We start from the raw sequence: 22,858 nt of genomic DNA on the forward strand, positions 1-22,858 counted from the left end.
TGGTTAGTCTGCGAGTTCCACGATCACGGGAGCGTGGTCCGAGGCGCCCTTGCCCTTGCGTTCCTCGCGGTCGATCGACGCACCCGTGACCCGCGCGGCCAAAGGCGCCGAGGCGAGGCAGAAGTCTATGCGCATGCCTTCCTTCTTGGGGAAGCGCAGCTGGGTGTAGTCCCAGTACGTGTAGACACCCGGACCCGGAGTGTAAGGCCGTACGACGTCGGTAAACCCGGCGGTCTCGAACGCGTGGAACGCGGCGCGCTCCGGTTCGCTGACGTGGGTGAAGTTGTTGTCGCGGAAAAGCTGGATATCCCACACATCGTCGTCGAACGGAGCGATGTTCCAGTCGCCCATGAGCGCAATCTGGGCGTTCGGATCGGACTGTACCCACTCGGCTGCCTGGCCGCGGAGGACCTCGAGCCACTTGATCTTGTACGGCATGTGTTCGTCGTCCAGCGAGCGGCCGTTGGGCACATAGAGGCTCCACACACGGATTCCGCCGCACGTTGCCGCGATGGCGCGGGCTTCCTGGGCGGGATCCTTGCCGGCCTTGCCGAACGCCGGCTGGTCAACGAACGTACGCTCCACGTCTTCGAGGCCTACGCGGGAGGCGATGGCTACGCCGTTCCACTGGTTCACGCCGAAGTGGGCAACCTCGTAGCCCATGCGCTCGAACAGCTCCCACGGGAAGTTGTCGTCCTTGCACTTGGTCTCCTGGATGGCCAGGACATCGCAGTCGCTGCGCTCAAGCCAGGCTTCCACGCGGTCGGCGCGGGCACGGAGGGAGTTCACGTTCCAGGTAGCTATCTTCACAGCCACTAACTTACCGAACTTGGGGCCGGGCGCATCCCCTCCGAAAGGATTGCGACTGGCCGGGAGACGTCAGTGGGCGTAGAGCCTGGTGGCCGCAGCACCCCGGCGGAGCCTGATTCCGCACACGATCAAGAGCAGCCCGGCAATGACGGCAAACGCTGCCAGGAAGCCCGCCATGGCCAGGAACCCGAGGCCCGGATTGACGATCACCAGGAGTCCAAAGAGGGCGGTGACCACGCCGGTGAGCAGCCAGACGGGCCAGCCGCTCATGGTGCTCCGGGCAGAGAAGGCCAGGATGATTTCGGAGACTCCCAGGATCAGTGCCCACAATCCGATCAGGACAGCGAGCGCTGATGCGGTCATGCCCGGCCATGAGACAGCGACCAAGCCGGCCGCTATCGAGATGAAGCCGCCAATGAGGGACCACCGTGAGTGACGCGAAGGATCGTAGAAGTAATGGGCAACGTTGGTGAGTCCATCAACGATCACGAAGACGCCGAATACGAACACCAGGGCGAACACCGTTGCCACGGGCAGCGCTGCGATGATGAAGCCAAACAGCACAGCCAGGATCCCGCGGAACAGGAGTGCCGTTCCGGAATGCTTGAACATCTTGCGTCCTGAGGCGTCGGACATAGCGACAGTTTAATCCAATGGCCTTGCCGTAGATATAGCTGGGGGAGGGGAAACTCAGCGCATTCCCTCGCGCCGGATTGCTGTGGCGATGGCGGCGGCCCGGGTCTCCACGCCGAGCTTGGCGTAGATGTGGGCCAGATGTGTCTTGACGGTCGCTTCGGAGATGAAGAGCCGCTTGCCCAGGTCGCGGTTGCTGAGGCCCTGGGTGAGGAGGCTGAGCAATTCCGCTTCGCGTGGAGTGAGGATGTCGTCGGGGTTGCGGAGCTGCTGGAAGAGCCTCGAAGCCACGGGGGCGCTCATGACGCTCTTGCCCTGCACGGCTCCGCGGACGGCGGCAAAGATTTCCTCCGGTGCCGCGTCCTTGAGCAGGTATCCCATGGCTCCCGCGTCGACGGCCCGGACGATGTCTGCGTCCGAATCGTAGGTGGTGAACACGATGATGGCTTGCCGCGGATTGCGTTGCCGTACCTGCTTGATGGCCTCGATTCCGTCCATGCCGGCGCCCATCGCCAGGTCCATCAGGATCACATCCGGAGCGTGCTCTTCCGCGGCTTGGAGGGCTTCCTCGCCTGACGCCGCTTCGGCAACGACGGCGATGTCCGCTTGGGTGCCGAGCAGCGCCTTGAGTCCGCTCCGGACAACCGTGTGATCGTCCACGAGGAGTACGGAAATGGTGGTCACTGGTTCTCCTCGGTTGCAGTCAACGGCATATGCGCCCCGATGATGGTCCCTTCGCCGGGGGCGCTTTCTACGGACAATTGTCCGCCCAGCTGTTCGACGCGCTGCCGCATGGCCCGCAATCCGTACCCTCCGGCTTCCGAAGGCGCCGGTACCGCCGCGGGATTAAAGCCGCGGCCGTCGTCGTACACGTCCAGGGTGACCGCATCCGGCAAGTAGCCCAGCGTCACGCTGGCGTGTTTCGCGTCGGCATGCAGGCCGATATTGGCCGCGGCGCTTTGGGTGACGCGCAGCAGCGTGTGCCGGACCTCCGCTGGGACGGGCCGGGGCTCGCCGGTGACCTGGACGTTGATGGCTGGGACGTATTGCCGGGCCGCGTGTTCCAAAGCGTCTTCAAGGGCATCCCTTTCGAGGCCCGGCGCCGAGAGCTCATGGACCAGGCTGCGGGTATCGGCGAGGTTCCTCCGAAGGAGCTCCGTGGCCTTGAACAGATCGTCCCGGGCGGACGGCTGGGGCCACGACCGCTGCGTAGCCTCCAACAGCAACAGGCTGCTGGCCAGGCCCTGGGTCACGGTGTCATGGATTTCGCGGGAAACGCGCTCGCGCTCGGCGGCAATTCCAGCAGCCCGCTCGCTCGCGGCAAGCTGGTCCTGGGTTCTTGTCACCTCTGCGAAGAGCTTTCGCTGCAGCGCCGCGTCGCGTTCGATCTTGTCGTAGACCAGGGTGAGCAAGGCGCCGGCAGCGAGCGGCCCCAGCAGCATGGCGACGTCGGTCCGGTCACTCATGCGGAAAAGCCCGACGGCGGTAGCGGCCGCCGTGGCGCCACCGGCAACATACGCCGGCCAGCCGCGGAAGACGCTGCGGCTGAGGAAGAAGATGGCGAGGGAGCACCACGCGAAGCTCGGTGCCACGATGACCAGGGCGGCCCAGGCTGCGAGCAACGCGATCATCCAGGGAAGCCATGGGCCGCGGATTCGCCGGGCAAGGAGGGCCGTTGCCGCGTACAGGGCACAAACGGCTGCGGCCAGGGCCACAGTCCAGAGATTGTCGGCGGGGGAGTGGCGCATCACGTACCGGACACCCGAAGCCACCATGAGCACGGCGAAACCGAGATGGACCACCACATCGATGCGACCATCCAGGTGGCCGTCGGCCGGCGGCTTGGGGGCAGGTGTCATGGATGGTTCCCGTTCGGTTGAGGGCGCTCTTTCCATGCTAGGTCCCGCGGCGTTGCAGGTCTCTCCACCTTTTGGCTGATACCTCCGACGGAATGGATGAGGCACGGACCGGCGGCTGGCCGATGTGGCTTGGGAGCCCGCGCGGAAGCATGGAGATGTACACGATGCTTACTACCAGGAGAACTCCGTGAAGAAGTCCAACAAGATGATTGCCGCCGCCGCTGCCGGAGCACTGTTGCTCACTGGCGGGATCACGGCTGTGGCCAACGCAGTTGCCCCCGAGGCTGCTCCTGCCGTCGCCGCGGCCAAGGTTCCGGCGGACGTCCAGCCTGCGCCCGAAAACGTCGTCGCGCAGAACCGCATCACCGTGGGGGCCTCAAGCAAGGCCGTAAATGCTGCGCTCGCCAAGTGCCAGGCGGACAAGCTTCCGTTCGTCACGGTAGCCCTGGTTGACCGCTTCGGCACCGTCCAGGCATTGCTCCGCGGAGACAACGCGGCCGAGCACACCATCGAAGCCGCCAAGCAGAAGGCCTACACCGCGGCCGCCTTCGGTGCTCCCACCAGCGAACTGGCCAAGCGGATCAACGGCAACGGCCCGTCCATCGCCGACCTCCCCGGCACCCTCTTCCTCGCCGGCGGCGTGCCGCTGAAGGTGAACGGTGTTTCCGTGGCCGGTATCGGCGTCGGCGGAGCCCCCGACGGTGCCCTCGACGAGGCCTGCGCAACCGCTGGTGCCGACGCCTTGGGCGCAGCGAAGTAGCGTATGAGCATGTGGAACCTGCGCGGCTTGGCCGTGGGTTCGGCGATAGTGCTCGCCGGGCTCGTGGCCGGCTGTGCGCCGATTACGGCACCTGGCCCGGAAGGCTCGACGGCGGTGCCGTCGCCTCCCAGCGCGGCCACCACCCAAGCAGCCCCGACGGCCCCGGCGTCGAGCGCGGGTCCCGGCCCGGCGTCGTCGTCCGCTGCTGTGCCGCCGAAACTGCCACCGGAGGCACAGATGGAAACCGACCGGCTCCTGATCCTCGCAGCCAAAGCCAACGATCCCGCCCGCGTCCGTGAGCTGATCGCCGCTGGCGGCAACGTCAACGCGAAGGACGCCATCCAGGACTCCGCGTTCCTCTACGCAGGGGCGGAGGGGTTCAACGAGGTCCTGCAACTGACCCTGGACGCCGGGGCCGACGTCCGCAGCATCAACCGGTACGGCGGCACGGCCCTGATCCCGGCGAGCGAGCATGGGCATACGGACACGGTTCGGATCCTCATCGCCGCCGGGGTGCCCGTGAACCACGTGAACAACCTGGGCTGGACCGCCATGCAGGAAGCGATCCTGCTCAACAACGGCGGCCCGAACCAGCAGGACGTGGTCCGGCAGTTGCTCGCGGCCGGGGCCGATCCGGACATCAGTGATCCCCAAGGCAGGACCGCCCTGCAGAATGCGGAGCGGCTCGGCTTCACGGAGATCGCGGCTTTGATTCGGAACCGCTGACCCAAGTGGGTCGCAGTTCGAGTCGTTCCCAGCGCTGGGAACGACGCGAACTGCGACCCAGTTGGGTGCTAGAGCGCTTCGAGGACGCTCACGTAATTGGCGATGCCCACGCCGCCCATGTTCTGGACCGCACCGCGGCGGGCATTGCCGAGTTGCATGTCACCGGCTGTGCCGCTCAGCTGCATGGCCGCGATGACGTGCTGCGATACACCTGTGGCGCCGACAGGGTGGCCCTTCGCCTTCAGACCGCCGGACACGTTGACGGGCAGCTTGCCGTCCTTGTAGACCCAGCCCTCCTTGATGGCCCTGGAACCCTCGCCGCGCGGTGCCAGGCCCATGGCCTCGTACATGATGAGTTCGGCGATGGTGAAGCAGTCGTGCACCTCGGCGAAATCAAGGTCCTCCACGCCCACACCCGCCATGGCGAACGCCCGCTCCCACGAGGCCCGTGTGGCCGCGAACTCGGTGGGGTCGCGCTTCTCCGCGGGGAAGAAGTCGTTCGCGTGGCCGAAACCAGCCAGGCGCACGGCTGCGGTTGCGCCGCCGGTTGCCTTTGTGGACAGTACGACGGCGGCAGCACCGTCCGAAACCGGCGAACAGTCAGTGCGGCGCAAGGGATCGGCCACCATCGGGTTCTTCTCGGAAATGGTCCGGCAGAACTCCTCGCCGAAGTCGCGGTGCATCTGGGCGTACGGATTGTCCATGCCATTGCGGTGGTTCTTGGCCGAGATGGAGCCGAGGACGTCGCCGAGGCCGGCCTCGAAGCCTGGGCTGCTCATCGAGGAGCCATAGCGCTTGTCGTAGTGCTGTGCCACCTCGGCGAAGAGGCCCGTGAAGCCCGTGGTTGAGGGTTTGCCTGCCATCTCGTAGGAGGCACCCAGGAGGGCCGCCCCCACAACGTCTGCACCGGCGTCGGTCATCTTTTCGGCACCGATCACCAGCACGTTCCGGGCCGTTCCCGCGAGGATTGCTTTGACGCTCTGCTGGAAGGCGGCCGAGCCGGAGGCACAGGCGTTTTCCGTGCGGGTGGCGGGAACGTTGGCCAGGTCTGCCGAGAACTGCAGGGCGAGGGACGACGTGAATCCCAGGGGCTGCATGCCGGAGTTGAACTGGCCAAGGTAGATCTCGTCGATGTCCTTGGGGTCCAGCCCGGAGTTGTTGATGGCTTCGCCGGCTACCTGGACAATCAGCGTCTCCAGGGACTCATCGCTGAGCTTGCCGAACTTGCTGTGGCCCCAGCCCGTGAGCAGGATGTCCTTGCCGAATTGGTCTTTGAGGCTCATGCGTTGGCTCCTTCCAGGGTGTGTGCTTCTGCGTCCAGCGCGACGGTGAACTGCGCGTCCGTCTTGCCGCGCAGCTCCTCGACAGTGACGCCCGGGGCGAGGCGGGTCAGCAGCAGCCGCGTGCCGTCGTCGTGCGTTTCATCAGGCACGATATCGAAAACGGCGAGGTCCGTGATGATCCGGTCCACGCACTTCAGCCCCGTGAGTGGGAGCGTGCATTCGCTGACGATCTTGGCCGAACCGTCCTTGGCGTTGTGCTCGGTCAGGACCACCACTCGGGGCGTGCCCGCGACGAGGTCCATGGCACCGCCCATGCCCTTGACCATCTTGCCCGGGATGGTCCAATTGGCGAGGTCGCCGCTGCCCGAGACCTGCATGGCCCCCAGGATGGCCACTTTCACGTGGCCGCCACGGATCATGCCGAAGGAGGTTGCCGAGTCGAAGATGCTGCCGCCGGGGTTGATGGTGACGGTCTGTTTGCCGGCGTTGATGAGGTCGGCGTCCTCCTCGCCCTCGTACGGGAACGGGCCCATTCCGAGCAGGCCGTTTTCGCTCTGGAGGACCACCCGCACGCCGTCGGGCAGGTTGTTGGCTACGAGCGTCGGGATGCCGATGCCGAGGTTGACGTAGTCGCCGTCGTTGAGTTCTTGGGCCGCGATGGCGGCCATCTGGTCACGTGTCCATGCCATGGTGTGTGCTCCTTTAGTCTGCTTGGACGGCTGCGGTTTCAAGGCGCTGGCGGACCGTGCGCTGTTCGATGTCCTTGACCCTGTTGCTCGCTTGGACGAGCCGCTGGACATAGACGCCCGGGGTCACGATGTGGTCGGGGTCCAGTTCGCCCAAGGGCACGATCACTTCCGCCTCGGCGATGGTCACCTTGCCCGCCGTGGCGACCACGGGGTTGAAGTTCCTCGCGGTGTATCGGTAGACGAGGTTGCCATCGGTGTCCGCGGTGTGGGCGTGGACCAAGGCGATGTCCGCGGTGATGGCGCGCTCGCGGACGTGGGTCACGCCGTCGAACTCTTCATGCGGCTTGCCCTCGGCAACCAGGGTTCCCACCCCGGTGCGGGTGTAGAAGGCAGGGATGCCGGCGCCGCCCGCGCGGAGGCGTTCGGCGAGCGTGCCTTGCGGCGTGAACTCGACTTCGAGTTTGCCCGCGAGGTACTGCTCGGCGAACAGTTTGTTCTCGCCAACGTAAGAGGCGATGACCTTCCGGACCTGGCCAGCCTCGATGAGGACTCCGAGGCCCTTGCCGTCGATGCCCATGTTGTTGGAGACGATGGTGAGGTCCCTGACGCCCGACTCGCGGACGGCGTCGATCAGGTCGGCCGGGATGCCGCTCAGGCCGAAACCTCCGACGGCGATGGTCTGGCCATCTGCCAACAGGTCCTGGAGCGCTTGGGTTGCCTTCTCCTGCAATTTGGACATGTACTAACTCCTCCTTGAGTTGCGGGGATATCCACTTTGTGGACGTTGCTTCCTGGTTTCTGACTCTAGGATTTGTCTGGGTTCGGGGCAACGGGCTCAGGGTTTCCTGCCTCACGCTGTGGACGATAAGGTGATAGGTGTCCATATTGTGGATGAAAGTTGGTGAGGTTCTCTCATGGCCCTTCAGAAGTCGGCGAATCCAGTCCAGGGCGCCCAGGTGGTGGGGCGCGTTGCTGCCCTGCTGCGTTTGGTGGGCCGCAAGCCGACCGGAATGTCCCTCGCCGGCCTGGTCAGGGAGTCCGGGCTCACCCGGCCCACGGCGTATCGCCTGCTCACATCGCTGGCGGCGGAAGGGCTGGTGGAGCACGATTCGGCTGCCGGGAAGTGGGTCCTGGGACCCGAGATTTTCCTGCTGGGATCTGTCTCCGCTGCCCGGTTCCCGCTGGAGGACCTCGCCCGGCCCTCACTGCGCCGGCTTGCCGCCGAAACCGGCGAGAGCGCGTTCTTCTCTATCCGCCGTGGCGACGAAACGGTCTGCGTGCTGCGCGAAGAAGGCTCTTTCCCGGTGCGGTCCTTCGTGCTGCATGAAGGGGTCCGCTTCCCGCTGGGCGTGGCTTCCGCGGGGACTGCGATCATGGCCTTCCTGGCCCCGGAAGAGCAGGATTCCTTGCTGGCGGACTGGGCCGCGCATGCCGGCGACTTTGCCGTGGGGCATCCGGCGGATGTTGTGAGGGGCAACCTTGAACGGACCCGCCTGGCCGGCTACTCCGTCAACCCGGGCCTGGTCCTCGAGGGAAGTTGGGGGATGGGGGCTGCAGTATTCGACCGGCAGGGCCAACCCGCGTGGGCGTTGTCGCTGACGGGGATCGAGCCGCGGTTCCGGCCGGAGCGCCAGGAATTCATGGGCAAGCTGCTGCTCGAGGAAGCCCACCGGCTGGGCGCCCGCTTGCAGGGATCCTGACCCAACTGAGTCGCAGAAGTGCGCGTTTTGAGCCCTCATAACGCGCACAAATGCGACCTAGTTGGGGGCGTTAGAAGAGGTCCAAGCGCATCAGGACCCTCGGGAAGCCGTTGAGCACGGACGTCGTTTCTGCGACTTTCCTGAACCCGGCCTTCTCGAAGAGCCTACGCGTACCAACGTAGGCCATGGTGAGGTCCACTTTGCCGCCCTTGTTGTCCACCGGGTATCCCTCGATGGCCGGGGCGCCGTACTTGCGTGCCATCTCAACGGCTCCGGCCAACAGATGGTGCGAGATGCCCTTTCCGCGATGGCCCGGCCGCACGCGGATGCACCACACGGACCAGACCTCGGAGTCGTCCACGTGCGGGATCTTGCGGTTCGTAGCGAAACCGGTGTCCGCACGCGGGTGGACGGCCGCCCACCCAACTACCTCGTCGCCGTCGTACGCCAGCACCCCGGGAGGCGGATCCTCGGCCACCAGCTTCTCCACGTACTTTCCGCGCTCCTGCTTCTGGAGTGACTGGTTCAGCTTGGACGGGATCCGGTAGCTCAGGCACCAGCACACGTTGGAGCCGGGGTTCTTGGGGCCGACCATCGTCTTGACGTCGTCGAATACCGTGGCGGGGCGGACTTCGATAGCCATCCGCCCATCCTGTCACTGGCCCAGGGACTGATCAACGGTGCCCGGCGGGTCCGACAGTATCCAGGGATTCCTCGCAGGCCTGCCTCACCTTGGCAACAAGTGGCGATTCAGCCATGTCGGTGCTGTAAATCAGGCTCACGCGGGAGACCGCCGAAGCATCCTCGATATCCACGTAGGCAAGGCCCGGAATGGTGTAGGCCCGAAGCGACTCAGGAACCACCGCGATGCCAAGGTGGGCGGCCACCAGGCCCAGGATGGTGGGGAACTGAACAGCTTGTTGGGCAAGGGTGAATTCGACGTCGGCGGCGTGAAGCAGTGCGGCAATGTGGTCGAACAGCCGCGAAATCCGGTCCCGCGGAAAGGCGATGAACTTCTCTCCCTTCAGTTCGGCAAGTGAAACCGAGGTGCGGGCTGCGAGCGTGTGGTCGGCGGCGACAGCCAGGACCAAGCGTTCGTTTTGGAGCAACGTTGTGCTCAGGCCCGGAACGGTGCGGACTTCCCGGGCGATCCCGACGTCCAAGGCTCCGGCGTTGATCAGGTCGATCTGCGCGTCGGTGGTTTCCTCGCGAAGTTCGAGGTCGATGCCTGGCCACGTGGACCGGAGTTCACGAACCACGGGAGGCAATGCGGAGATGGCCGCCGAAGAGACGAAGCCCAGACGCAGCCTGCCAATCTCGCCGTCCCGCGCCTGCCTCATGGCTGCCGTCATGGTGCCGTATTGGGTGAGGAGCTTCCTGGCATGTTTTAGGAGCAGTTCGCCTTCGGCGGTGAGTTGCACGTTGCGTGAGTTCCGCACGAAGAGTTGGGCCTTGCATTCCTCCTCGAGCTTCCGGATCTGTTGGCTCAATGGCGGTTGTGCCATGTGAAGCCGCTCGGCGGCCCTGTTGAAGTGCAATTCTTCCGCCACTGCGACGAAAAGCTCCAAGCGACGAAGGTTCATGCAAACAAGACTAAACGCATATTGATGTGCGCCAAATAGATACTTCAGTGGATGCGTGTCCGGGGCTACCGTTGATCGTGAGGACAGTCACACATCAACACATCCAAGAGGTAAACGAATGCCCGTCATGACCAAGCCAGCCAGCAGTTTCATCAATGGAAGCTGGGTTGAAGGCACCGGTGAAGCAGCGTCCAGCTTCAACCCTGCTGCGCCGGACGAAGCCGTCACCACATATCACCAAGCCGGCTCCACCGAGCTGGCCCAGGCCCTCCAGGCAGCTGCTTCGGCGGGCCCGGACTGGGACCGGCTGGGAATTCTGGCCCGAGGACGCGTCCTGGCGACCGCAGCTGCCCTGATCAGGGAACGCCGCGAAGAGATGGCGCAATTGATGACCGCGGAGCACGGTAAAACGTTGGCGGAGTCCCGAATGGAAGTGGACGCTTCCGCGGACACCTTTGATTACCACGGTGCCTCCGCGCGGAACCCGGTGGGGACTGAGTACCCTTCAAGCCATCCTGACGAGCGGATCGTCACTGTTCGGCGTCCGCTTGGCGTCGTCGGAGTGATCACGCCCTGGAACTTTCCCCTGCAGATTCCTGCCTGGAAGATCGCTCCAGCCCTGCTGCACGGCAACACCGTGGTGTGGAAGTCCGCGAGCAATACTCCAGGCGTCTCGGTCCTGTTGACGGACATCCTCAGGGAGGCCGGTGTGCCTGCCGGCGTCGTGAACCTGCTTCTTGGTCCCGGGCAGTTGGGCTCCGAGCTGGTTGCCCATCCCTCCGTGGCCGGGGTGACATTCACCGGATCGGTGGCAGTGGGGCATCGCATCCGCGGAATCGTCTGCGGACGCGGCGCCAAACTGCAGATGGAACTTGGCGGTCACAACGCAACACTCGTCCTGCCCGATGCCGACGCTGAGCTGGCCGCGTCCAGCGCAGTAAACGCGGCGATGGGGTCCACGGGCCAGAAATGCACAGCAACCCGGCGGATCATTCTCGTAGGGGACGGTCATGGGGAGTTCCTGTCCAAACTGAAGGAGAAAGTTTCGGCCCTGGTCCTGGGTCCCGGCAGTGACCCCTCGACCCAGATAGGCCCAGTGGTTTCCGCTTCGGCCCGCGACGAGATCAACGCCGCGATTGGGAAAGCACTTAGTGAAGGTGGCGAGATCCTCGCCCAAGCCGAGGAGCCGGCACAGTCCCAGGCTCCGGCAAGGGACGGCTACTACGTGCGGCCGACTGTCCTGGCCGGCCCGGCTGCCATGACGATCTGTCGCGAAGAAGTATTTGGCCCGGTGGTCACCGTCCTCCGTGCCGCAACGCTCGACGAAGCCATTGCCCTGGCCAACGCCACCGATTTCGGCCTTACGGCGTCGGTCTTCACCAGCGACGAACGGGCAGCCAGGCAGTGCGTTGCCTTCCTTGACGCAGGCCTCGTGAAAGTCAACGCGCCCTCCACGGGGTCTGAACTCCATGCCCCGTTTGGTGGGATGAAGGACTCCACGTTCGCAGGTCCGCGTGAACAGAACAGTTCTGCCGCCGCGGCCTTCTTTACGCACGAGAAGACGGCGTACCTCCGCCTGGCACCGGAGAAGGCATAACCATGACACTCCAGGACGAACGAACGGTTCAGAAGCTTCGCCCAGCCGAAGAGGTGCTGTCCAGTACCGACATGAACGGTGCCTGGGCAACGCGGCACAGTTTTGCCCGCACCATGCTCCGACGGGCCGCGACGCGCAAGTGGGATGTAACAAGGACCCGCATGGATCTGGACCCTGATGCCAGGGGCACCGTGGTGTACACGGTGGAAGCCGAAGGACGGCAACTGACCTTCATCGCCTTCTGCCGCACGCTGGAAGAAAGCGAGCGCACAGACCGGGTGATTGCGGATGCCTGGGATGTGACGGCCGCGCTCATCGAAGGAAGCCTCACTGCTGAACGCGAAGAAGAGCTGCGGATCAACGTGCCCGTGCAGGAACGTGGCCGCCTCGACCCGGATGCCATCATCCTGACCAGGGCGAACCGAAGCGCTCGATTCTTCGACTATGTCAGTGACTGCCTGGCCACAGGAACCCAGCCGGATGTGGACGTTGTTGGGCCCAGCCCCTACCTCCTCCGAAGCACGGCGTTCTACGGCAACGGCAAATTCGGGCTCAAGGAATTCGCGGACATTCCGGCGGACCATCCCTTGGCTGTGCCCTACCGATCGCAAATGCTGGCTGCGTGGCTGTTGCGGGAGCTCAGCATGGACATGGTTGAACATGTAGCCCGTGCCAAGGCGGTATCGGCGGGTGGTTCCGCGGTTGCGCTGGATGAACAATGGAGCCGCTACCTCGGCTTGGGCAATGCCACCGGGCTGGGAATGGTGCCGTTCGTAGTCAACCATCCTGACTACCTGGACGCCTGGTGCCGCTTGCGGGAGGTGCCCTTGTCCGCTGGGCTGGGCCGCGATTACGCCCCGGACCACCCGGACCTGCGCCGGGTTGCCGGGATGTTGGCCAAGGCAGACCGCCATCTCGCGGAAAAACATGCACTCCACACCGCCCCCTTCCTGCCTGCCGATACAGTTCGGTCACAGCTCCAGGTACTGCTGCGAGAGTTGCGGCAGTACATCGGATCAACAGAGCCACCCGCACCCGCCCTGGCGCTCCTGCACGAAAGAGCTTCAGGCCTCAGTCCGGAAGCGCGGGGAATCTTCGGCTCCATCGTCATCGAACTCCAAACCGACTTCGATGAAGCCGCTGAGTCCATGTTGCGGACCGATGGCGCTGCACCGCTCGATCCGTCCATGTCCTGTGGAGCGCTCGCAGAGGTCCTTCGGTCCAACTACGCGTGGGTCCGAAAGTACGATTTCTCCGACGAAGAGCGCACCAGGTTCTACTGGTTCTCGTCCGCCGCCAATGAAGAGCCCCGGCGTGGACTCCGTGCGGACAAGCCCCTGGGTGCGACCGAGCACTGTACGGATGTTGCCCGTCGCGTCAGCGCCCTTATGGCCGACCTCCAGCTGTTTCCGGCCGGCAGCACTGTTACCGCTTTCCTGAGGGCTCATCCAGCACACCGGTTTGCAGTTGCCCGCGTGCAACGGACACAGCCCTACGTGTACGGGGAGTTGCGGGACAGCCTGATCGATGGGGAGTTCCTGCCCCTCAGCACCCAGCGCTTCCAGTTGGCCACCTATGGCATGAACAATTTCAGCCCGCAGTCCACCGACTGGTTGAGGGTCACCTTGTTCAGCGGCGCTCCCCGCGCGCTGGACATCCGCAACGGAACGGACGACGACGATTGGCTGTTCCCCACGGCGCCGACGGGGGTGGACCAGTGAGCCTGCACCAGCAATTGACCGTGGTGGACGGGCTGCAAATCAGCAACTGGAACCGTCCCGTCCTGGAAGAACTGCGCACGGGTGGTGTCCACGCCGTGAATGCAACCTGCGCTGTCTGGGAAAACGCGGCGGACACCCTTCGTTCAATAGGCCAATGGTTGGAACTCGTGAACAGGAATGCGGACCTGGTGTTCCTTGCTTCCGCCGGAGCCGACATCGAATCAGCCAGGGAGCAGAACAAGATCGCGGTATTCCTTGGCTTCCAGAACGCCAGTCCCTTCGAGGATGACTACCGCTATGTGGAAGTCTTCCACCGGCTCGGCGTCCGGATTGCGCAACTGACATACAACAACCAAAACCTGTTGGGCAGCGGTTGTTTCGAAGCCGACGACGCCGGCCTCAGCCGCTACGGGCGCGTCATCGTGGGAGAGATGAACCGGGTAGGCATGCTCGTTGACCTCTCGCATGTGGGATACCGGACCAGCCGCGACGCCATTGAGGCGTCTTCGGTGCCCGTCTCGGTCACGCACTCCAACCCGCTCTGGTACTTCGATACGCCACGGAACAAACCCCACGACGTCATTCAGGCCTTGGTGGACCGCGGCGGCGTTATTGGATGCTGCCTCTATCCCACTGTCAGCGGGGGCGAACACGTCACCGTTGAAAGCTTCTGCACGATGGTGGCACGGATGGTGGACCAATACGGCCACACCAGCGTGGGAATCGGCAGCGACTGCACCCGCGGGTGGGATCAGGAGTTTGTCGGTTGGCTGCGTAACGGCCGCTGGAAGCCGAGCGATCCGGAGAATGCGCCCACCTGGCCAACGTGGCCGGGTTGGTTCAACGGTCCCCTGGACTTCCCCCGGCTCACCGACGGCCTTGCCGCGACGGGCCTTGACGATCACACCATCGCCGCGGTGATGGGCGGCAATTGGGCCCGTCTGTTCACGGACGTCATGGATACAACGAAGGAACACGCGCATGTCTGAAACGATCTCCCACCAGGGCCGACGCATCGCCGTCCAGGGCCGTGAAATCAGGGAGGCCGCCTACCGATCACTGTGCGCGGCTGGTGCCGATCCGCTCGAAGCCGAAGAGGGCAGCTCTGCCGTCCTCCGTGCCGAAGCCGAAGCGGGAGCAGGACTTCGGCTCCTCGAAGAATTGTTGGACGCGGACTGGGCTGCCCCGGCGGGGCCTGCCGTGGTCACTGACGCGCCGTGGGCAGGTGGCATCCTTCGAACGTACGACGGCGGCGGGCAGCCTCCGCTGCGGACGGCGCTCCAGGTGTTGGATCTTGTCCGGGACGCCCCACGGGGTGCAGCGTCCGTGGTGCTTAGCCTGGGCAACACGGTTCCCGACTTCCTGTGGAACGACCTTGTCTCCCGGAGATGCGCCGAGTGGGGCAACCGAATCGTCGTGGCTGCCGCGGACACCCCGCAAGTGCCCCCTCAGGTGGACACGGCCCTTGGGCCTCAGGCAGGGGCCGGCACCGTGATTGCTTCACTCCCTGAACCGGTCGGGGATTTCCAACCAGCCAAAGCCACACCCAAATCCCTGGGCATGTACGAAGAGGAATGGCAAAGAATGTACCAATTGTCCCGTAGCTACTTGGTGCCGGACGCATGAGCGCGATCGTCCGCACCCAATTCACGGACGGCAAACCCCGGCCGTACTCCGCCTCCGCAGCCGTGGCCGGCATCGTCTATCTGTGTGGCCAGATTCCGGCCCACATGGACGGCACGGTCGATGCCGACATCGCCGGACAGGTCAGCCAGGTCTTCGACAATATGGAAACTGCCCTCCAGAACGCGGGATCCAGCCTGTCCCATCTGCTCAAGCTCACGGTCTTCCTGGCGGATCTTGACGAGTTTGATGCTTACAACGCCGCCTACCTCACGAGGCTCAGCGGCCACCCACTGCCTCCCAGGACCACTGTGCAAGTGGCCCGGTTCAGGGGCGAAAAACGCATCGAGATCGATGCCGTCGCAGCCGTAGCAGACTGACCCCACCCGGCCAAGGATCTGTTGGGTTACCAACGTCGCTTTCCCTCCTCCCAGATCGGATTCACCATGCTCTCCCAAGCCCCAGCACATGCGTCACCCATGACCATAGATTCGGCGCCGCTGAACTCTTTCCATAAACGCCTCACCCTCTTCAGTTCAGGTGGACCCTTCCTGGACGGGTACATCCTGGCGATCATCGGCATTGCCTTGGTCCAGGTGATTCCGGCCTGGCAGATGAATGACTGGTGGAACGGCCTCATCGGCGCCTCCGCCCTGATAGGTGTCTTCCTCGGCGGGCTCATTTTCGGCAACGTGACGGACAAGATTGGCCGCAAGCTGATGTACACCATCGATCTGATGGCGATCATCGTGTTCTCCGTGGCCCAGTTCTTTGTTCAAGAACCCTGGCAGCTTTTTGTCCTGAGGCTGCTTATTGGTGTTGCCGTTGGTGCCGATTACCCCATTGCCACCTCACTGGTGGCGGAGTTCGTACCCAAGAACTGGCGCGCACGCCTTTTGGGCGGCTTGAACGCCATGTGGTTCGTTGGGGCCACAGTCGCTGCCTTTGTTGGCTACTGGTTGCTGTCGCTTGAAGACGGATGGCGCTGGATGCTGCTGTCGTCCGCCGTTCCGGCCCTCCTGATCCTCATTGCCCGAGCCACGATCCCGGAGTCCCCGCATTGGCTGGTGGGCAAGGGACGCCATGAAGAGGCGCTCGAAATCCTGAAGAAGACCATCGGCGAAGGTGCCACCCTGGATGGAATCACGGCCCATGATCCGAAGGCAGCCAAGCTCAGCACGGGACGGGCTTTCAAACTTGTCCTTACTGGCGGCTACCTGAACCGCGTTGTCTTCATCTCCATCTTCTGGACCTGCACCATCGTGACCCTTTTCTCCATCTACGCCTTCGGACCCCAGATCCTGGCGTTGTTCAACCTCCAATCCGGTGACGAAGCGAACATCGGCTATGGCCTGATCAATCTCTTCTTCCTCGTTGGAAACGTGGTGGCCCTCCTGGTGGTGGACAGGCTCGGGCGCCGGCCTGTCCTGATTTGGGGCTTCATTCTCTCCGGTGTTGGCCTGATGTTCCTCGCGGTCTTCCCCAACGCACCCTTGGCCCTGATTGCCTTGGCCTTCGCCTTCTACGCGATCTTCAACGGCGGTCCATCCATCCTTGAGTGGATCTACCCCAACGAGCTCTTCCCCACCAAAGTCCGGGCAACCGCCGTCGGGCTTTGCACTGGAACAAGCCGCATTGGTGCCGCGATCGGCACCTTCGCCACCCCTCTCGCCCTGACCCACCTGGGGCTTTCCGGCACCATGTGGATCGCGGCGGGCATCGCCCTGCTCGGAGCTGCCGTCAGCTTCTTCATGGCTCCTGAAACCAAGGGGCAGGATCTCGAGAAGGCGGCGGCCCTCAACGCCTAGGCTCCGTGAATGCGAGGTCACTGACAGGCCACCATGGACCGTCAGTGACCTCGCCTTGGCCTACCCGAACGTGAACGAGTACGCCTGGATGCCCTGCGGCACGCGTACTTCGAGCTTGCCCGTACGGATGTCAGGGTCGTCCACGATCTTGTACAAAGTGGGCGTCCCGGACACCGCCACGGATGTGGACTTGCCGTCCCGGACCACGTCCAGCGAGCCCTCGCCGCTGACCACGATGTAAACCTGCTTCGCGTGGTAGTTCAATGAGATGGAGGAACCAGCCGCGGTGGGCGCGATGGACTGCGTGCCCAGGTCCCAGGAACCGGCCAGGGCGAAGCTGTCCGCCGGCTGCCCGGAAGGAACCGAGTACACACCAGCTCCAGCCTTGTACGGTTCCGTGCCCCCGTAGTTGACCTTCTTGGTGACGCCCAAGTAGGTCTCGGGAGTGGTGGCACCCACGGCCGGGCCGTCGTCGGACGCTTCAACGGGGGCAGGCAACTGGAGAGAGGGGTTGGCCTGCTGCAGCAGTTCCCGGATGAGTTTCTCCGTGGTCTGGTAACCGCCCTCGCCGAACTTGATGTGGCGGACAGTGCCGTTGGAGTCGATCAGGTAGTGCGCCGGCCAGTAGCGGTTGCGGTAGTTGGTCCAGGTGGAGAGGTTGTTGTCGATGGCCACCGGATAGGTAATGCCGAGGTTCTGCGCGCCGGACATGACGTTCCGGACTTCCTTCTCGAAGGCGTACTCGGGGGAGTGGACGCCGATGATTTCCAGTCCGGCGTCCTTGTACTTGCTGTACCACTCGGTCAGGTGCGGCACGGAGCGCTGGCAGTTGATGCAGGATAGGCCCAGAAATCCACCAGGACCACCTTGCCCTTGAGGTCCTTCAGATCAACGGCCTGGTTGCCGGGAGTGTTGAACCATTCCTGGATGCCCTTGATGTCCGGTGCAGTTCCGCATGATTCAAGCGACGTCCCGCCGTTGCTGCACTTGTCCAGGTCCTTGTTCTGGTCGTTGACCAGCCCGCCGAGGTCCAGCGCCTTCTTTACGGCGTCGTTGTCCTGGACCTGTTCCTGGAGTGTGGAGGTGTAGTCGGGCACAAGTTTTTGGAGCAGTTGCGGGAGGTTGAACACGAGTCCGATCGCGAGGGCAATCATCATGACGCCGCCTGCGATGCGGATCTTGCGCTGGTTCTTCCGGAACGCCTTGACCCGCTCGGCCACGCGTCGGCCGGCGAGCGCGAACACGAGCAGCGGGATCGCGGCCCCGAGCGCGAAAGTCAGGGTAAGGACGATGGTTTCGGGGCCCACCTGACCGGTGGCACCCGCGACGGCGATGGCCGCGAGCACTGGTCCTGCACAGGGGACATAGACGACGCCGAGCGCCAGTCCCAGCACCAGCCCACCGTTTTCGGTGCCCACCTTGCGTTGCGGGATCCAGGAGAAGGGCTTTTCGAGGGTGTGCTGGAAGCGGTCGAAAATCAACCCCAGCCCGATCAGGACCAAAACCACCAGCCCCACCCAGCGCAGCAGGTCCTGCGGCAGGTTCACCAGGGCCAGCAGGAACGAACCCACCAGGGTGAACGTGCTGAAGCTGATCACCAATCCGAGGATCACCAGGTAGGGCCGGGCCGCCGGATCGGCGCCCTGCCGCGCTCCCTGCACGCCGCCGGAGAGGAAGATGACCGGCAGGACCGGCAGGATGCACGGGGATATGCCGGTGATGAGCCCGCCGAGCAGGCCGATGAGTGCCAATTGCAGCATTGAGTCTCCCAAGGTTGCCCGGGCGGGCGGCTGAATGTGCCGGCTCCGGATTTCTGCAGGGAGTTCGGAGCTGGCGCACCCGTGGTTTGGTCCGGTGTTGGAGATGGGGTCCCCAAAAAAGTTTTTGAAATCGGACCCATCCACCCCGGCCCACCCTCCGAATAGCAGGTGAGACACAAACAAACCGGTCGAGCGAAAGCGACGCCGGGCCGCCCGTGTCCCACACACAACGGACCCAGCGCCCTGGTTCCAAGAACAAGGAGAATGACATGTTGTCCACAAAGCGCCCCGCCCTCGCCTTCGTTGGCCTCACTGCAGCCGCCCTTCTCGGACTTACGGCCTGTGGTGGTTCAAGTGGCTCCAGCTCTTCCGCGTCCTCGTCCGCCGCTCCGTCGGCCTCCTCCATGACACCGTCGCCATCGGCTTCCTCCAGCTCCGCCATGGGCTCCTCTGCTGCGATGGACCCCACCCGTGACCTGGTGGGCCCGGGCTGCGCGGGTTACGCCCAGCAGGTTCCCAGTGGTGCTGGCTCCGTTACGGGCATGTCGCAGGACCCCGTGGCCGTAGCGGCCTCCAACAACCCGCTCCTGAAGACCCTCACGGCGGCGGTCTCGGGCAAGCTCAACCCGAAGGTGGACCTGGTGTCCACGCTGAACGGCAGCGAGTTCACGGTGTTCGCGCCGGTTGACGATGCCTTCGCGAAGATCGACCCCGCCACGATCGAGGCCCTCAAGACGGACGATGCCACGCTCAGCAAGATCCTCACCTACCACGTAGTCCCCGGCCAGTTGACCCCTGACCAGATCGTCGGAACCCACAAGACTGTCCAGGGTGGCGAAGTGACCGTTGCCGGCACCAAGGATGCCCTCACGGTCAATGGCGCCAACGTGATCTGCGGTGGCGTCCACACGGCCAACGCCACGGTTTACCTGATCGATACCGTGCTGATGCCCAAGTAAATCCTCTCCACACAAACAAAAGCAGGCGCCGGAAGAACTCCGGCGCCTGCTTTTTGTGTTGGGCTATGGGCTAGCGGCCCAAATCGCTGTCTACGTAGGACCCGGCCCGGTTATGTTCCGAACCGCACGGGCAACCCCCACTGAGTTCGATGCGGACGGTTACGGGCTGGGAAGCATCCACGGTGAAGGACAATTGGTCCTTGGGGTCCCTGATCACGCGGACAGTGCTTTCCTCTACAGAGCTGCTTGTCATGATGTGAGCCTTACTGCTGGGATTTTTCGACGGTTGGAATGCTGCCTGTAGCGGTGCCGCCGGGACAATCCGACTCGGGACAATTCTCAGCGCAGTCATGCTTTGTCACGAGGTCGAACTGGACTCCGCGGTGTTGCTCCACGCCGGTACGGATGGCCCGTTCCACCACGGAGGTGGCGAGCCGCCGGCGCAGGGCGAGGGGGTCGCGTCGCAGGTCCTTGGCCAGTGCGAAGCAAAGCAGCAACATCACGATGATGAACGGCAGCGCCGCGACAATCGTGACCCGTTGGAGCCCGGACAGGGCCTCGGAGGGTTCATCACCACCGGCAAGGAGCATGACGGCGGCAACGGCGCCAGTGAGGCTGCCCCAGAAGATGACCACTCCGCGGCGGGGGTGCTCCGCGCCGTTGGAGCTGAGGGACCCCATGACGATCGATGCTGCGTCTGCGCCGGTGATGAAGAAGATTGCCACGAGGACCATGGCCAGCACAATGACGGCGCCAGTGAGCCAGTCCGGCATGTGCAGGTTCTTCACCAGGTCGAACAGGGCTCCGTCGAAGTTGATGGACGGTGCGCCGTTGACCATGGTCACGAGTCCGGGGGTACCGGCCTTGTCCGCTTCCTGCTGGACGTTGAAGGCGGCGCCGCCGAAGATGCAGAACCAGATGACGCTCACGATGCTCGGGACCAGCAGCACACCGGTGACAAACTGGCGGATGGTGCGGCCGCGGCTGATGCGGGCAATGAACAGGCCGACGAAGGGCGTCCAGGAGATCCACCAGGCCCAGTAGAAGATGGTCCAGCTGGTCAGCCAACTGCGGAGCGCGTCGTCGCCCACGGCTTCGGTCCGCGAGGACATTTCGGCGAGGTCGCGGGCGTAGTCGCCGATCGAGGACGGGATGAGGTTGAGGATGAACAGGGTGGGGCCGGCGACGAACACGATGACCGCCAGGACAATGGCCAGGACCATGTTGATGTTGGAGAGCCACTGGATGCCGCGGCTGATCCCGGACACGGCCGAGGCGACGAAGCAGAAGGTCAGGATGGCCACGATGACCACCAGGATCGGCGTTCCCACCTCGCCCATCCAGCCATTGGATGTCAGGCCACTGCCGATCTGCAGGGCTCCGAGGCCCAGGGATGCGGCGGTGCCGAAGAGTGTGGCGAAGATGGCCAGGATGTTGATGAACTTCCCGACAGGACCTTCCACCATCCGGATGCCGAACAGCGAGGTGAAAGCCGCCGAAACGAGCTGCCGACGCCCCAACCGGTAGGTTCCGTAAGCCATGGCGATGCCCACCACGGCGTACATGGCCCACGGGTGAAGCGTCCAGTGGAAGATCGAGGTGGCCATGGCCGTCTGGACGGCAGCGGGTGTCCTGCCATCCACCGTGCCGGGCGGCGGTGAAATGTAGTGGTACAGGGGTTCGGCCACGCCGTAGAACATGAGCCCGATGCCCATGCCGGCTGCGAACATCATCGCCACCCAGGACACGGTCTTGTATTCGGGCTTTTCGCCGTCCTTGCCCAGTGGGATGTTGCCGAACTTGCCCAAGGCAAGCCACAACACGAAGATCACGAACAGCGAGGCGAGCACCATGAACAGCCAACCGGTGTACTCCATGACCCAGTTCAGGGCACCCTTGGAGGTATCGGACAGGCTGTCCCTTCCAACAAAGCCCCAGACCACAAAGGCGACGGCGATGGCGCCCGTGATTCCGAAGGTGACTTTGTCGAGGGTAAGTTTGCGGTTCCGGCGGGCCGATACGGCCTGCTCGGTCTTGGCGTGACGCAGTTCTTCCAGGATCTGCTCGTATTCTTCCGAGTCAGGCAGGGATTCTGCGCCTCCGTCCTCAACGTCGAGGACTGCGGGGTTTGTTTCGTCAGGGGAGACGCTGATGGATTCGTCAGGCGTTTCCAGGCGGGTGTGTTTGTTTGCTGCGGGAGCGTCTGCCACGGAATCGTCGGCAGGTAACTCCTCGGGTGTTAGGGATTTGGTGTCACTGTTTATAGCCATGAGCGGGTCCTTTGCTCGGCGAGTTCATGGGCTTGTGTTTAGACATGGCCCTGGGGGGTGGGACCGGGGGACGGTGTTGCTCGGCCTCTGGCTAGGAGTTCAAGCGTTCCGCAAGAATCAACAACATTCGCGGTAAGCAACAGAGTGCGCCCCGTCACACGCAAAGTCAAGGGTTTTTGGCTCTTTGACGGCAACTTGATATATCAATTGGCCTTGAGAGGCTGAGTTGCGTATAGTGATGAGGGTTGCGCAATAAGCGCTGGAACTAGCGGTGCCTGTAGCCCATCTTGGCGCTGATGGCCAAGCCGGCTTCGCGAAGCGCTTCAATGAGGCCCGGCTGGTCTTCGGGCGCGAAACGGAATGCCGGGCCGGAAATGCTTACCGCCGCGATGACGCTTCCCACGTGGTTGAAAACCGGAACAGCAACTGCGGTGAGGCCGATTTCAAACTCTTCATGGACCACCGCGTAGCCGTTCCGCGCGACATCCAGCAGTTGCTTTTCCAGCTCGCCGCGGTTGGTTACAGTGCGCGGTGTTCGTGCCGGAAGCCCAACAGCCTTGAAGACTTGGGTTCTTTCATCGGCAGTCAGTGCGGCCAGGAGCACCTTTCCGCTGGACGTGGCGTGCAGGGGCGTCAAGCTGCCCACCCAGTCGTAGGTGGCAAGCGTCGATGGCCCCATGGCCTGGTCCACGTTGACGGCGTAGTTGGAACGCAGCACCGCCAGGTTGACGGTTTCCTTGTACTCGGAGGCCAGCGTTTCCAAGACCTCCCGGGCCTCGTGCACAACGCTCAGCCTGCCGGGGATGGACGAGGCCAGGCGGAGGATGCCGAAACCGAGCTGGTACTTGCCTCGCTCGCTGTTCTGCCGTACAAGTTCGCGGGTGACCAGAGAACCCACCAGCCGGGACACCGTGGACTTGTGCACGCCCATCTCTTCGGCGATCTCGCTGACGCCCGCATCGCCCTCGCGCGCCAGGATCTCCAGGATTTGGAGGGCGCGGTCCACTGACTGGACGCCTCCGCCTTGGGCGTCTGCGTCCTTGTCGATGTCCAGGTTGCTGCGTGCGGCCATGGTTC

At 63.9% G+C, this 22,858-nt stretch carries 24 protein-coding genes; 10 read left to right on the plus strand and 14 right to left on the minus strand.

Going from position 1 to position 22,858, the window contains the following annotated elements; translation table 11 throughout:
* Window positions 1-3: 3 nt before the first annotated feature.
* The 4 genes from ACFVSJ_RS11785 to ACFVSJ_RS11800 all read right to left on the minus strand — a co-directional run bounded on the left by ACFVSJ_RS11785 (window position 4) and on the right by ACFVSJ_RS11800 (window position 3,302).
* Window positions 4-810, minus strand: a complete 807-nt coding sequence (locus ACFVSJ_RS11785) for an exodeoxyribonuclease III (protein WP_387436975.1) — start codon at window positions 808-810, stop codon at window positions 4-6.
* 69 nt (window positions 811-879) lie between these two features.
* Entirely contained in the window at window positions 880-1,446 is a 567-nt protein-coding gene (locus ACFVSJ_RS11790; RefSeq protein WP_387436976.1) for an HdeD family acid-resistance protein, read from the minus strand.
* 54 nt (window positions 1,447-1,500) lie between these two features.
* The gene (locus ACFVSJ_RS11795; RefSeq protein ID WP_387436977.1) at window positions 1,501-2,127 is read right to left on the minus strand and encodes a response regulator; all 627 of its coding nucleotides are present in this window, start codon (window positions 2,125-2,127) and stop codon (window positions 1,501-1,503) included.
* Window positions 2,124-3,302, minus strand: coding sequence for a sensor histidine kinase (locus ACFVSJ_RS11800; RefSeq protein ID WP_387436978.1), 1,179 nt, complete (start codon window positions 3,300-3,302; stop codon window positions 2,124-2,126). The genes ACFVSJ_RS11795 and ACFVSJ_RS11800 overlap by 4 nt, the downstream gene beginning before the upstream one ends.
* 187 nt (window positions 3,303-3,489) lie before the next feature.
* Here ACFVSJ_RS11800 and ACFVSJ_RS11805 point away from each other — a divergent pair, with 187 nt between their 5' ends.
* Both ACFVSJ_RS11805 and ACFVSJ_RS11810 read left to right on the plus strand, forming a co-directional pair.
* Window positions 3,490-4,062, plus strand: a complete 573-nt coding sequence (locus tag ACFVSJ_RS11805) for a heme-binding protein (protein ID WP_387436979.1) — start codon at window positions 3,490-3,492, stop codon at window positions 4,060-4,062.
* A 9-nt stretch (window positions 4,063-4,071) separates the two neighbouring features.
* Window positions 4,072-4,788, plus strand: a complete 717-nt coding sequence (locus ACFVSJ_RS11810; protein ID WP_387436980.1) for an ankyrin repeat domain-containing protein — start codon at window positions 4,072-4,074, stop codon at window positions 4,786-4,788.
* A gap of 68 nt (window positions 4,789-4,856) precedes the next feature.
* Here ACFVSJ_RS11810 and ACFVSJ_RS11815 read toward each other — a convergent pair whose 3' ends face one another.
* From ACFVSJ_RS11815 to ACFVSJ_RS11825, 3 genes are read right to left on the minus strand one after another with little or no spacing between them, the layout of a single operon-like run.
* Window positions 4,857-6,071: an acetyl-CoA acetyltransferase gene (locus ACFVSJ_RS11815; protein ID WP_387436981.1), complete on the minus strand. Its 1,215-nt coding sequence runs from the start codon at window positions 6,069-6,071 to the stop codon at window positions 4,857-4,859.
* Window positions 6,068-6,760: a CoA transferase subunit B gene (locus tag ACFVSJ_RS11820; protein WP_387436982.1), complete on the minus strand. Its 693-nt coding sequence runs from the start codon at window positions 6,758-6,760 to the stop codon at window positions 6,068-6,070. Before ACFVSJ_RS11820 ends, ACFVSJ_RS11815 begins: the two co-directional genes overlap by 4 nt.
* A 13-nt stretch (window positions 6,761-6,773) precedes the next feature.
* Window positions 6,774-7,499 carry a CoA transferase subunit A gene (locus ACFVSJ_RS11825; RefSeq protein ID WP_387436983.1) on the minus strand — a complete coding sequence of 242 codons (726 nt, stop codon included), beginning with the start codon at window positions 7,497-7,499 and terminating at the stop codon, window positions 6,774-6,776.
* Window positions 7,500-7,674: 175 nt separating this feature from the next.
* On the opposite strand from ACFVSJ_RS11825, the gene ACFVSJ_RS11830 reads away from it, so the two are divergent.
* Window positions 7,675-8,460 carry an IclR family transcriptional regulator gene (locus tag ACFVSJ_RS11830; protein WP_387436984.1) on the plus strand — a complete coding sequence of 262 codons (786 nt, stop codon included), beginning with the start codon at window positions 7,675-7,677 and terminating at the stop codon, window positions 8,458-8,460.
* Window positions 8,461-8,530: 70 nt separating this feature from the next.
* Here ACFVSJ_RS11830 and ACFVSJ_RS11835 read toward each other — a convergent pair whose 3' ends face one another.
* A complete protein-coding gene (locus tag ACFVSJ_RS11835; RefSeq protein ID WP_387436985.1) occupies window positions 8,531-9,103 on the minus strand; it encodes a GNAT family N-acetyltransferase in 573 nt (190 codons plus the stop codon).
* A 31-nt stretch (window positions 9,104-9,134) separates the two neighbouring features.
* Window positions 9,135-10,043 (minus strand): LysR family transcriptional regulator, encoded by a 909-nt coding sequence (locus tag ACFVSJ_RS11840; protein ID WP_387436986.1) that lies wholly within the window; start codon window positions 10,041-10,043, stop codon window positions 9,135-9,137.
* Between the two features lie 127 nt (window positions 10,044-10,170).
* Here ACFVSJ_RS11840 and ACFVSJ_RS11845 point away from each other — a divergent pair, with 127 nt between their 5' ends.
* From ACFVSJ_RS11845 to ACFVSJ_RS11870, 6 genes are all read left to right on the plus strand, one after another.
* The gene (locus ACFVSJ_RS11845) at window positions 10,171-11,640 is read left to right on the plus strand and encodes an aldehyde dehydrogenase family protein (RefSeq protein WP_387436987.1); all 1,470 of its coding nucleotides are present in this window, start codon (window positions 10,171-10,173) and stop codon (window positions 11,638-11,640) included.
* Window positions 11,641-11,642: 2 nt separating this feature from the next.
* Window positions 11,643-13,361 carry a hypothetical protein gene (locus ACFVSJ_RS11850; protein ID WP_387436988.1) on the plus strand — a complete coding sequence of 573 codons (1,719 nt, stop codon included), beginning with the start codon at window positions 11,643-11,645 and terminating at the stop codon, window positions 13,359-13,361.
* Complete coding sequence (locus ACFVSJ_RS11855) at window positions 13,358-14,350, plus strand: membrane dipeptidase (protein WP_387436989.1); 993 nt, start codon at window positions 13,358-13,360, stop codon at window positions 14,348-14,350. The genes ACFVSJ_RS11850 and ACFVSJ_RS11855 overlap by 4 nt, the downstream gene beginning before the upstream one ends.
* On the plus strand, window positions 14,343-14,987 hold the full coding sequence (locus ACFVSJ_RS11860; protein ID WP_387436990.1) for a hypothetical protein: 645 nt from the start codon (window positions 14,343-14,345) through the stop codon (window positions 14,985-14,987). The genes ACFVSJ_RS11855 and ACFVSJ_RS11860 overlap by 8 nt, the downstream gene beginning before the upstream one ends.
* Window positions 14,984-15,364 (plus strand): RidA family protein, encoded by a 381-nt coding sequence (locus tag ACFVSJ_RS11865; RefSeq protein ID WP_387436991.1) that lies wholly within the window; start codon window positions 14,984-14,986, stop codon window positions 15,362-15,364. Before ACFVSJ_RS11860 ends, ACFVSJ_RS11865 begins: the two co-directional genes overlap by 4 nt.
* A gap of 99 nt (window positions 15,365-15,463) precedes the next feature.
* Window positions 15,464-16,792 carry an MFS transporter gene (locus tag ACFVSJ_RS11870; RefSeq protein WP_387436992.1) on the plus strand — a complete coding sequence of 443 codons (1,329 nt, stop codon included), beginning with the start codon at window positions 15,464-15,466 and terminating at the stop codon, window positions 16,790-16,792.
* Window positions 16,793-16,852: 60 nt separating this feature from the next.
* Here ACFVSJ_RS11870 and ACFVSJ_RS11875 read toward each other — a convergent pair whose 3' ends face one another.
* Complete coding sequence (locus ACFVSJ_RS11875) at window positions 16,853-17,608, minus strand: redoxin domain-containing protein (RefSeq protein ID WP_387436993.1); 756 nt, start codon at window positions 17,606-17,608, stop codon at window positions 16,853-16,855.
* A complete protein-coding gene (locus tag ACFVSJ_RS11880) occupies window positions 17,596-18,552 on the minus strand; it encodes a cytochrome c biogenesis protein/redoxin (protein WP_387436994.1) in 957 nt (318 codons plus the stop codon). The genes ACFVSJ_RS11875 and ACFVSJ_RS11880 overlap by 13 nt, the downstream gene beginning before the upstream one ends.
* Window positions 18,553-18,821: 269 nt before the next feature.
* On the opposite strand from ACFVSJ_RS11880, the gene ACFVSJ_RS11885 reads away from it, so the two are divergent.
* Window positions 18,822-19,511 (plus strand): fasciclin domain-containing protein, encoded by a 690-nt coding sequence (locus tag ACFVSJ_RS11885; RefSeq protein WP_387436995.1) that lies wholly within the window; start codon window positions 18,822-18,824, stop codon window positions 19,509-19,511.
* 70 nt (window positions 19,512-19,581) lie between these two features.
* Here the strand turns inward: ACFVSJ_RS11885 and ACFVSJ_RS11890 are convergent, their stop codons facing one another.
* The 3 genes from ACFVSJ_RS11890 to ACFVSJ_RS11900 all read right to left on the minus strand — a co-directional run bounded on the left by ACFVSJ_RS11890 (window position 19,582) and on the right by ACFVSJ_RS11900 (window position 22,853).
* On the minus strand, window positions 19,582-19,764 hold the full coding sequence (locus tag ACFVSJ_RS11890; protein WP_387436996.1) for a hypothetical protein: 183 nt from the start codon (window positions 19,762-19,764) through the stop codon (window positions 19,582-19,584).
* Window positions 19,765-19,774: 10 nt separating this feature from the next.
* Window positions 19,775-21,781 (minus strand): BCCT family transporter, encoded by a 2,007-nt coding sequence (locus ACFVSJ_RS11895; protein ID WP_387436997.1) that lies wholly within the window; start codon window positions 21,779-21,781, stop codon window positions 19,775-19,777.
* Between the two features lie 265 nt (window positions 21,782-22,046).
* Window positions 22,047-22,853: an IclR family transcriptional regulator gene (locus tag ACFVSJ_RS11900; RefSeq protein ID WP_387436998.1), complete on the minus strand. Its 807-nt coding sequence runs from the start codon at window positions 22,851-22,853 to the stop codon at window positions 22,047-22,049.
* Window positions 22,854-22,858: the final 5 nt, after the last annotated feature.

Origin of the sequence: Paenarthrobacter sp. NPDC058040 (assembly GCF_042885775.1) — a bacterium.
In the GTDB taxonomy this organism is placed as follows: Bacteria; Actinomycetota; Actinomycetes; order Actinomycetales; family Micrococcaceae; genus Arthrobacter.